Below are 9,093 nucleotides of genomic sequence, written 5' to 3'. Positions count from 1 at the left end.
TGGCGGAGAGAGTGGGATTCGAACCCACGGTGAGCTTGCGCCCACGCCGGTTTTCAAGACCGGTGCCTTAAACCACTCGGCCATCTCTCCAGAGCGCGTCCCGGCTTCGGCGGCGCTGGACCCTACACAGTCTTAGAGGCTCGCTCAAGGATAGCTCGCTGCGGCCCTGCGCGCGCCCATTCCTGCAGATGCGCCTGCTTAACGGGATCGCAAGCGCCATCTGACATCCTTGCTCACGGCCACGGAATCCCGGGTCGATATCATGTGCGACGCGCTAGAGCCAGAGGCTCTTCAGGGTCGCGCGAGGAGAATTATCGGGCGCTGAGGCAACTCGTTAGGGCATCATGCCGAATACAACACCTGAAGCGCGACGTGAACGCGCTCTAAGTTTTTATTTAAGAGACTGATTCACGGTCGCGGTGAATGCGTGTCCGCATCCACCGAGAACGATCAGGCTCTAGGAAAGACGAGGCTCCGGCAAAGGAGCCCACGGGATGGCGTTGATGTTGCGTAAACAGGGCAGGGGCGCGCATGCACCCGGGCGCCGGCGTGGCGCGTTTCAGAACGTTGTCCGCGATGCACAGGTCGCGATGTCGGCCTGCATCGCGGCCGTGGTCCTCGGCGGCTGCGCGAGCACGGGTGGAAGTCCCTCTGCGGGCCTCTCGGGCGGCGCCGCTCCCATGTTTCCGGAATCGAAATGGGGCGTCTCCGCCAGCCGCCGCGTGGCCGGGGCGGGAGAGCGCATTCCTAAAGGAGGCGGTACCTACAAGGTCGGCGTGCCCTATCAGGTCGGTGGCCGCTGGTACAATCCGCGCGAGCAGCCGAATTACGACCGTGTCGGCACGGCGTCCTGGTATGGGAGTGATTTCCACGGCCGCAAGACGGCGAACGGCGAGGTGTTCGATATGCACGCGCTGACCGCGGCGCATCCGACGCTTCCGATGCCGAGCTATGCTTACGTTACAAACCTCTCCAATGGGCGCACCATTCTCGTGCGCATCAACGATCGCGGGCCCTATGTGGGCGATCGCATGATCGATCTGTCGCGGGAATCGGCACGCTCCCTCGGAGTTTTCTCCAAGGGAACGGGCCGCGTGCGGGTGCAGTATGCCGGCCCCGCGCCGCTTGACGGCAACGATACCCGGGAGCGCCAGTTCCTGGCCAGCCGCGCTGGCGCTGGCGGTTCGGATATCGCTGCGCGCGAGCGGGAGCAGTCGGCCCGCGAGTGGGCGGCCTACCACGAAAGCGGGGCAGGTCAGGGATACCGACCGCAGGCCGCCGGCCGGTTGCGGAGCTATGCCGATGCCGGTTCCCAAGCCGCGGGTGCTTGGTCTCCGGTTCCCTGAGACGGTTCACGTTCTCGATGCGAGCTGATTTGCCGGGAAAGAGCGCTCGCATCGCAAACGGTCAGGCCTAGTCGGCGGCGAGGCGCTTGCCCGCTGGCCGCCGCCGGCGCAACGGGTCTCCCTGTGCCGCCCTTCGCGGTCTCTGGCCTAGAGCCGTTCCAGGCTAGGTGGAATCGGGGAACGGCTCTAAGTTTTTGTTTGATCGTGCTTCTTCTTGGACACTTTAACTTGCATGGCTTCGCCATGACCGGTTCCCACTTTGCCGGAAGCACTCTATATCCTGCGGCGGAACAGGGTACGGAAACCGACGGAATGACGCGCATCACCAAGCAAATCGCAGCGCTGCTCGGAGCCGGCGCGCTCAGCCTTCTCGCCGTATCGGGCGCCGATTGGCAGGCCGCCGCTCAGCAGGAGGGGCTGCAGCGGATCGTGCCGCCCTCGCGCGAGATCGTGCAGTATTCGTTCTCGCCGATCGTGCGCCGCGCGGCGCCGGCTGTCGTCAACGTCTACGTGCAGCGCCGCGTGCGGACGTTCTCGTCGCCGTTCGCCAACGATCCGTTCTTCCGCCAGTTTTTCGGAGATGCCTTCGGCCAGCCCTCGGAGCGCATCCAGAGCTCGCTCGGCTCCGGGGTCATCGTCAGCCCGGACGGCATCGTCGTCACCAACACGCACGTCATCCGCGGCCGGGGCGAAGCCGAGATCCGCATCGCGCTCGCCGACAAGCGCGAGTTTGATGCGCGGGTTCTCACCCAGGATGACAAGACCGACATCGCCATCCTCAAGATCGACGACGGCAATCAGCGCTTCCCGACGCTCGAGTTCGAGGATTCGGATACGCTCGAGGTGGGCGACATGGTGCTCGCCATCGGCAATCCGTTCGGCGTGGGGCAGACGGTGACCAGCGGCATCGTTTCGGCGCTCGCCCGCAGCGAGATCGGCAATTCGGATTCGCAAGTCTTCATCCAGACCGACGCCGCCATCAATCCCGGCAACTCCGGCGGCGCGCTGGTTGACATGTCGGGCAAGCTTGTCGGCATCAACACGATGATCTTCTCGCAGTCGGGCGGCTCGCAGGGCATCGGTTTTGCCATTCCGTCGAACCTCGTGCGGCTCTACGTCCAGGGCGCGGCCGAGGGGCGAAAGGTCGAGCGGCCGTGGCTCGGGGCGCGCCTCGAGACCGTGACCCGTGACATGGCGGAAAACCTCGGCCTCGACCGCGTCGCGGGTGCGGTGGTTGCGCGCGTGTCGGATAATGGGCCTGCCGCGCAGGCCGGCTTGCGCGCCGGCGACGTCATCGTCCACGTCGACGGTTTCGAGGTCTCAGACGCCCGCGCCGCGCACTACCGGCTGACGACACGTGGTGTCGGGCGGACGGCGAAACTCGGCATCGTGCGCAACGGGGCCCCGCACGAGATCGAGCTGGCGCTGGTGGCGGCGCCTCAGCCCGGACGCAACGACGTGCGCAATCTGGCGGGCCAGCATCCGCTCGACGGCGCGCGCGTCTCGAACATCCTGCCGGGTATTGCGGACGAGCTCGGGCTCGACGAAACGTCCGGGGTGGTGGTGGTCTCGGTCCGGCGCGGCTCGACCGCTGCGCGCCTCGGCTTTCTTCCGGGGGACATCATCGCGGAAGTGGGGGGTGTGGCCATCGCGAACGTGAGCGATCTCGAAGGCCTCCTCGCCACACGCCAGCGCACGTGGCTCGTTGCCGTACGGCGCGGCGACAAGGTGTTCAACCTGCAGGTGCCGGGCTAGAACTGCGGCGGTTTAAGTGGACTCTCGCAACGGCTCTAAGCTTTTGTTTCCTCGTGCTTCTTGTCCGGAGCTTGGCTCGCCAGGCCCGCCATGACCGGGTTCCCGCTTTTCCGGAAGCCCTCTGGCGCGGGCCTCTCCGACTAGGGGCGTTGTCGGTAAGCCAATTGAGATGCCGGCAAGGCTTCAAACCCAACAGGAAACCTTTTAGCATTCGCCGATGAGCAACCTTTTTGAAGCCGCCGGACTCGAGAAGAGCGCCCCGCGCCCTCTGGCCGACCGGCTCCGTCCGAAAACGCTGTCCGAGGTGGCGGGCCAGCCGCATCTCGTCGGCCCCGACGGTACGCTGACGCGCTTCCTCGCGGCCGGCCGCTTGCCGAGCTTGATCCTCTGGGGGCCGCCGGGCTGCGGCAAGACCACGATCGCACGCCTCCTCGCCCATGAGACGCACCTCGAGTTCGAGCAGCTCTCGGCGATCTTTTCCGGTGTTGCCGAACTGCGCAAAGCTTTCGACCGAGCCAGGGCGCGGCGGGAGCAGGGGCGCGGCACGCTCCTCTTCATCGACGAGATCCACCGCTTCAACCGCACCCAGCAGGATAGCTTCCTGCCCTATATGGAAGACGGCACGATCACGCTGATCGGAGCCACGACCGAGAATCCATCGTTCGAGATCAACGCCGCCGTGCTGTCGCGCGCGTCCGTGCTGACGCTGAACCGTCTCGATGACGGTGCGCTCGAGGATCTTCTGCGGCGCGCCGAGGCCGAGGAGGGGCGCGCCCTGCCGCTCGAAGCGGATGCCCGCGAGGTGCTCAAGGGCATGGCGGACGGCGATGGGCGGACGGTGCTCAATCTCGCCGAGGATGTCTTCGCCGCCCTCAAGCCAGGGGCGGAGCCGCTCGACCGGGCGCACCTCATGGGCCTCGTGCAGCGGCGCGCACCGCTTTACGACAAAGGCCGCGAAGGTCACTACAACTTGATCTCGGCGCTGCACAAAGCGGTGCGGGGATCCGACCCCGATGCGGCGCTCTATTACTTCTGCCGGATGCTGGATGGCGGCGAGGACCGGCTGTTCATCGCGCGGCGCATCGTGCGCATGGCCGTGGAAGACATCGGGCTCGCCGATCCGCAGGCGCTGGTCATCGCCAACGCGGCGAAGGAAGCTTTCGATTTCCTCGGAAGCCCCGAGGGGGAGCTGGCGCTAGCCGAAGCCGTGATCTATGTGGCGACGGCGCCCAAGTCGAACGCCAATTACGTGGCCTACAAGGCGGCCATGCGCGCCGCCAAGGAGCATGGCTCGCTCACGCCGCCGAAGGTCATCCTCAACGCGCCGACGAAGCTGATGGAGGACGAGGGCTACGGCGAGGGCTACCTCTACGATCACGACCAGCCGGATGCGTTCTCCGGCCAGAATTACTTTCCCGATGAATTCAAGCGGCGGCCGAAGTTCTACGATCCGCCGGAGCGCGGATTCGAGCGGGAGCTCGCCAAGCGGCTTGGCTATTGGGAGAGCCTGCGGAAGAAGCGCAATAGTGAGTGAGGCGGCGTGCGGCCCGATACGAGGGCTGCGGATGCCGAGAGGGCTCGATGGGTTGCAACGCGCAGGCCGAAGAAGAGGGACTCCTGACGGCTCGTGGTGAGCCGGAGACGGCCCTCCTTACGGCGAGACCGCTCGCATCCCGAAGCGGCACGCCCTATAGTCCGCCGCGCACGAACGGGGAAGCCAGCGTTGCCGGGCAATCCGGGTAGGGATGCGTTTTATGATTGAATTCAAGGATCTATGGCGCGGACATCCGATCAACGAGAGCGTCCAGGCACCCTGTATCGCGCCCCACAATCTCACCAATCTCGAAGGCAAGCCCGTCCTGCTCGGTTTCCCGGTCTTCTCGAACCAGTGCGCCATACGCATGGGCATTGCCCTGCGGCGGGCCGGGGTGCAGCCGGCCCAGCTCTCGGGCATCACACATTGCGCGGTTCATCCGCGAAGCGACATGCATTTCATCAACGCCAGCCAGCTCGCCAACGCGATCGCGCGGGCGAGCATATCCGGCGTCGGCTCGACGGAGAGATATACGGGCGCGGAGGCGGCCAAATTCTATCCGAAGATTTTCGGGCGCACGGGGATTATCTACGTGCAGGACTATTGGCGCCGCTCGTCAGACGCGGGCCGCCCCACCGGCGATCACATCGACGTCTGGAACGGCTATCGCTCGTCGGCGAAATGGCTCATGGAGTGGTTCTCGTGGCTCGGCTATTATTCGAATTATGCCGACGCTGGCGAGATCTGGTTCTGGGAAGTGAAGTGAGCCCGGCCACCGGCCCGGAGGGACCGAATGCGCTATCTCGTTGCCATCGTCTTTGCGATTGTCGGGGCGGCTTTGGCCATGCACTTTCTCAGCGGGCCGGTTTCCAACTGGGCGGCCCTGCAATTCAAGTTTGAAAGCTCCGACGAGGCCGAGAACATCAACCAGCTTGCGTTCATGGCGGTCAACCTGGCCGGCCTGATCGTGGGCTGGACGATCGGATGGGCGGTCGGCACGCCGCTGCGTGACACGCCGCGGTCGAAATAAGCGGGCGGAAGTCCCAAGGCAGCGTGAAGAATGACGAATGACCGCGCAAGCGAGCGCGTGGAGACGATCGAGGTTGCCAGGTCCGACGCAGGCATGCGGCTGGACCGCTGGTTCCGCATGCATTTTCCGAGCGTCACCCACGGCTATCTGCAGAAGCTCCTGCGTTCCGGCCAGGTTCGTGTCGACGCGCGCCGCGTCGAAGCCAACGAGCGGCTCGAGGCCGGTGCGCGGATCCGGGTGCCGAAGGCTGCGCGCGCGCCCCGCGAGGACAGCCCCGCCGCCAAGGCGCTCGCACAGCAAACCTCGAAGGCCGACCGCGAGCTGATCGAGCGCATCATCCTCTTCGAGGACGAGGATGTGCTGGTGCTCGACAAGCCGTTTGGCATCGCGGTGCAGGGCGGCACGGGCACGCGCCGCCATATCGACGGCATGCTGGCGGGCATGATCGACCGCTTTGGCGACCGGCCGCGCCTCGTGCATCGCCTCGATCGCGATACGACCGGCGTGTTGCTCGTCGCCAAGCATCGCGATGCGGCGGCCAAGCTCGGGCGCGTCTTCCAGACCCGGTCTGCCGCCAAGACCTACTGGGCCCTCGTCAAGGGTGTGCCGAAGCCGCAGCAGGGAAAGATCGAGGCGGCGCTCGTCAAGGCTGCTGGCCCCGAGGGCGATCGCGTGCGCCGCGCGCGTCCTGGGGAGCAGAAGGAGGCCATGCATGCGACGACACACTATTCGGTTGTCGATCGTGCGGCCCACAAGGCGGCGTGGGTCTCGCTCAAGCCGGTCACCGGCCGGCAGCACCAGCTGCGCGCCCACATGGAGCTGATCGGCCACCCGATCGTCGGCGATAATAAGTACGAGGGCGGGCTCGACCTTCCGGCGGAGAACATCGAGCCGAAGCTGCATCTGCATGCGCGCCGGCTGATCATCCCGCATCCGGCAGGCCGCACGAAGATCGACGTCACGGCGCCGCTGCCGCCGCATATGCGCACGACGTGGGACTTGCTCGGCTTCGACGCCCGCCGTTTCGACAAGGATGAAGGATGACCGGACCGTCCCCCAAGCTGATCCTTTTCGATTGCGACGGCACGCTCGTCGACAGCCAGCACGCCATCGTTGCGGCGATGGCCGACGCGTTTCTTTCGGAAGGCCTGCCGCCTCCGGCGCGCGAGCGGGTGGTCAGCGTCGTCGGCCTGTCGCTCGCAATCGCGGTGGCGCATCTTGCGCCGGAGGGGAGTGATCAGGCGCGGATCGACCGGATGGCGGAGGCGTACAAGGACTCGTTCGCAGAGCGACGGCTCCGTCCCGACTATGTGGAGCCGCTTTATGATGGCGTGCGCGCCACGCTCGAGCGGCTCGCAGCCCGCGAAGGCGTCGTGCTCGGCATCGCCACCGGCAAGTCGCGGCGGGGCCTCAATGCGGTGCTGGAGCGTGAGGGGCTGGGCGGCTACTTCTCCACGCTGCAGACGGCCGGCCTGCATCCCTCGAAGCCGCATCCGTCGATGATCCTCGCCGCCATGGGCGAGGCCTTCGCGGAACCCGCCGACACGGTCATGATCGGCGATACCACATTCGACATTGAGATGGCGGGCGCAGCCGGCACGTCCGCCATCGGCGTCGCGTGGGGCTACCATCCGGAAGCGGCGCTGTGGGAGGCTGGCGCGCACCACGTGACGGCGGACTGCCTGGGACTTGAGCGTGCGCTCGACCAGGTGATCTTGCGGCGGGCCGTGTCATGACCCGGCCCGGCGAAACATCGGGCAGCGGGAAAGAAGACCCGAAAAGCCCAGGCAAGGAAGCCCTTCGTCCGCCGCTTTCCAAGCGCTTCTACACCGCGGCTGCCGTCGAGGCGCGGGACGGACGGTATGCGATCCTGCTCGACGGCCGGGGCGTGCGTACGCCGGCAAAGGGCGAGCTTCTGGTTCCGGATGAGGCTCTCGCCTCCGCTATCGCAGCCGAATGGAACGCGCAGGGCGAGCATGTCGATCCCGCCAGTATGCCGCTGACACGCCTGGTCAACACGGCCATCGATGCGGTCGAGGCGCGTAAGGGAGAGGTTGCCGACGACATCGTGGCGTTCGCGGGCAGCGATCTTCTCTGCTACCGGGCGGACGCGCCGGAAGCGCTCGCCGAGCGTCAGGCGGCGGCGTGGAATCCGATTCTCGCCTGGGCCGCGCGCGATCTCGGCTGTGAGTTCAGACTGCGTGCAGGATTGATGCCGATCGACCAGCCACCGGAGACGCTTCAAGCAGTGCGGGCCGCGCTGGTGGGCGCCGATGCGCTCAGTCTCGCTGCGCTCCACGTCCTGACCACGATCGGGGGCTCGGCGCTGATCGCGATCGCCCATTGGCACGATCGACTCTCGGTCGACGATGCATGGGCGGCGGTGACCGTTGACGAGACCTGGCAGCGCGAGCACTGGGGCCGCGATAGCGAGGCCGAAGCCCAAGCCGCGATGCGGCGCGCCGAATTCGAAGCGGCTAGCCGCTGTCTCCAGCTTCTTCGTTCTCGTCGATCAGCGTAAGGCGCGGCGGCGTCTCGAGCCGCGAGAGCGTGAACAGGATGACGAGCGAAAGCGCGGCCGCCATCACGGCAAGCCCGTAATAGCCAGCACCCGCGGCCACGCCGAGCGCGCCGGCCATCCATATGCGCGCTCCGGCCGTGACGCGCTTGCGGGGCTTGTCGTGTCCTTGACAGATCGTGCCGGCGGCGAGAAGGGCAATGCTTGCCGTCACGGCGGCGATGATGCGTGTCGGATCCGAGGTCACCGCGAGGTGCGGACCCGCAGCCTCGAGCATCGCGAGCGCCAGCACTGTGAACACCGCCGCTGCCAGCGCCACCAGCATGTAGGCTTTGAGGGACGTCAGCCGATCCTTGCTGTCCAAACCGGAGATGAGGAGTGCGGCCAGACCGGCGGCAAGCACGAGGCGAAAGGAGATTTCGAGATAGGCGAGGAAGCCCACCGGGAACAGGAGCTGGAAGACCGTCACCTGCCGAACCTCCAAAGGACGTAAGCAGAATGACAGGATACGCCAAATCGGTGTTCAGAGAAATGGCAAATGTAATTTGATCCGTCTGCGCTCAATCGTTGTGCTCGTCTTTCGGAACGGTGATGTCGACGCCAGGGGCTTGGATGCGCGTGCCGCTGCGATCCGTCTCGACGCGTGTGCCAGGTGCCTCCACCGTCGTTCCCTCCGGGCGCGAGATGGCGGTGGTGCCGTCAGGCTCATTCACGGCCATCATGATGGTGCCGGCAAGCACGACGGCGCAAGCGATCAGCACTACGAGCGCAACATTCTGCATAAAGATAAAGCTCCGCAGTTTCGGTATGCAGAGGGAACGCGCGGGATGCGCCACGGTTCCGCAGCGGACGGAAGCGGGTCATCCGTTAGCGTTTCGTTTACTCCGTCGGCGCCTAATAGGAGAGGTGA

General features: G+C 65.9%; 10 protein-coding genes and 1 tRNA gene. 8 read left to right on the top strand and 3 right to left on the bottom strand.

Annotation, left to right across the window (positions count from 1 at the left end; all coding sequences use genetic code 11):
• Window positions 1-90 (bottom strand) — tRNA-Ser (locus V7P99_RS12340).
• 413 nt (window positions 91-503) lie between these two features.
• On the opposite strand from V7P99_RS12340, the gene V7P99_RS12335 reads away from it, so the two are divergent.
• The 8 genes from V7P99_RS12335 to V7P99_RS12300 all read left to right on the top strand — a co-directional run bounded on the left by V7P99_RS12335 (window position 504) and on the right by V7P99_RS12300 (window position 8,186).
• Window positions 504-1,346: a septal ring lytic transglycosylase RlpA family protein gene (locus tag V7P99_RS12335; protein WP_333795125.1), complete on the top strand. Its 843-nt coding sequence runs from the start codon at window positions 504-506 to the stop codon at window positions 1,344-1,346.
• Between the two features lie 312 nt (window positions 1,347-1,658).
• A complete protein-coding gene (locus V7P99_RS12330) occupies window positions 1,659-3,101 on the top strand; it encodes a Do family serine endopeptidase (RefSeq protein WP_333795124.1) in 1,443 nt (480 codons plus the stop codon).
• A gap of 217 nt (window positions 3,102-3,318) precedes the next feature.
• The gene (locus tag V7P99_RS12325) at window positions 3,319-4,635 is read left to right on the top strand and encodes a replication-associated recombination protein A (protein WP_333795123.1); all 1,317 of its coding nucleotides are present in this window, start codon (window positions 3,319-3,321) and stop codon (window positions 4,633-4,635) included.
• Between the two features lie 220 nt (window positions 4,636-4,855).
• Complete coding sequence (locus tag V7P99_RS12320; RefSeq protein WP_333795122.1) at window positions 4,856-5,401, top strand: type VI secretion system amidase effector protein Tae4; 546 nt, start codon at window positions 4,856-4,858, stop codon at window positions 5,399-5,401.
• A 27-nt stretch (window positions 5,402-5,428) separates the two neighbouring features.
• On the top strand, window positions 5,429-5,665 hold the full coding sequence (locus V7P99_RS12315) for a hypothetical protein (protein ID WP_333795121.1): 237 nt from the start codon (window positions 5,429-5,431) through the stop codon (window positions 5,663-5,665).
• A 30-nt stretch (window positions 5,666-5,695) separates the two neighbouring features.
• Complete coding sequence (locus V7P99_RS12310; RefSeq protein ID WP_333795120.1) at window positions 5,696-6,709, top strand: RluA family pseudouridine synthase; 1,014 nt, start codon at window positions 5,696-5,698, stop codon at window positions 6,707-6,709.
• Complete coding sequence (locus tag V7P99_RS12305) at window positions 6,706-7,401, top strand: HAD-IA family hydrolase (RefSeq protein WP_333795119.1); 696 nt, start codon at window positions 6,706-6,708, stop codon at window positions 7,399-7,401. Before V7P99_RS12310 ends, V7P99_RS12305 begins: the two co-directional genes overlap by 4 nt.
• Window positions 7,398-8,186, top strand: coding sequence for an ATP12 family chaperone protein (locus V7P99_RS12300; protein ID WP_333795118.1), 789 nt, complete (start codon window positions 7,398-7,400; stop codon window positions 8,184-8,186). The genes V7P99_RS12305 and V7P99_RS12300 overlap by 4 nt, the downstream gene beginning before the upstream one ends.
• Here the strand turns inward: V7P99_RS12300 and V7P99_RS12295 are convergent.
• Window positions 8,143-8,652 (bottom strand): MgtC/SapB family protein, encoded by a 510-nt coding sequence (locus V7P99_RS12295; RefSeq protein WP_333795117.1) that lies wholly within the window; start codon window positions 8,650-8,652, stop codon window positions 8,143-8,145. The two genes, V7P99_RS12300 and V7P99_RS12295, sit on opposite strands and share 44 nt — an antisense overlap.
• 91 nt (window positions 8,653-8,743) lie before the next feature.
• Window positions 8,744-8,965, bottom strand: coding sequence for a hypothetical protein (locus tag V7P99_RS12290; protein WP_333795116.1), 222 nt, complete (start codon window positions 8,963-8,965; stop codon window positions 8,744-8,746).
• Window positions 8,966-9,093: the final 128 nt, after the last annotated feature.

It is taken from the genome of Hyphomicrobium sp. (genome assembly GCF_036780825.1).
GTDB lineage: Bacteria > Pseudomonadota > Alphaproteobacteria > Rhizobiales > Hyphomicrobiaceae > Hyphomicrobium_C.
The sequence above is the reverse complement of the archived record's forward strand: the minus strand, read 5'-3'. Positions and strand labels throughout refer to the sequence as shown.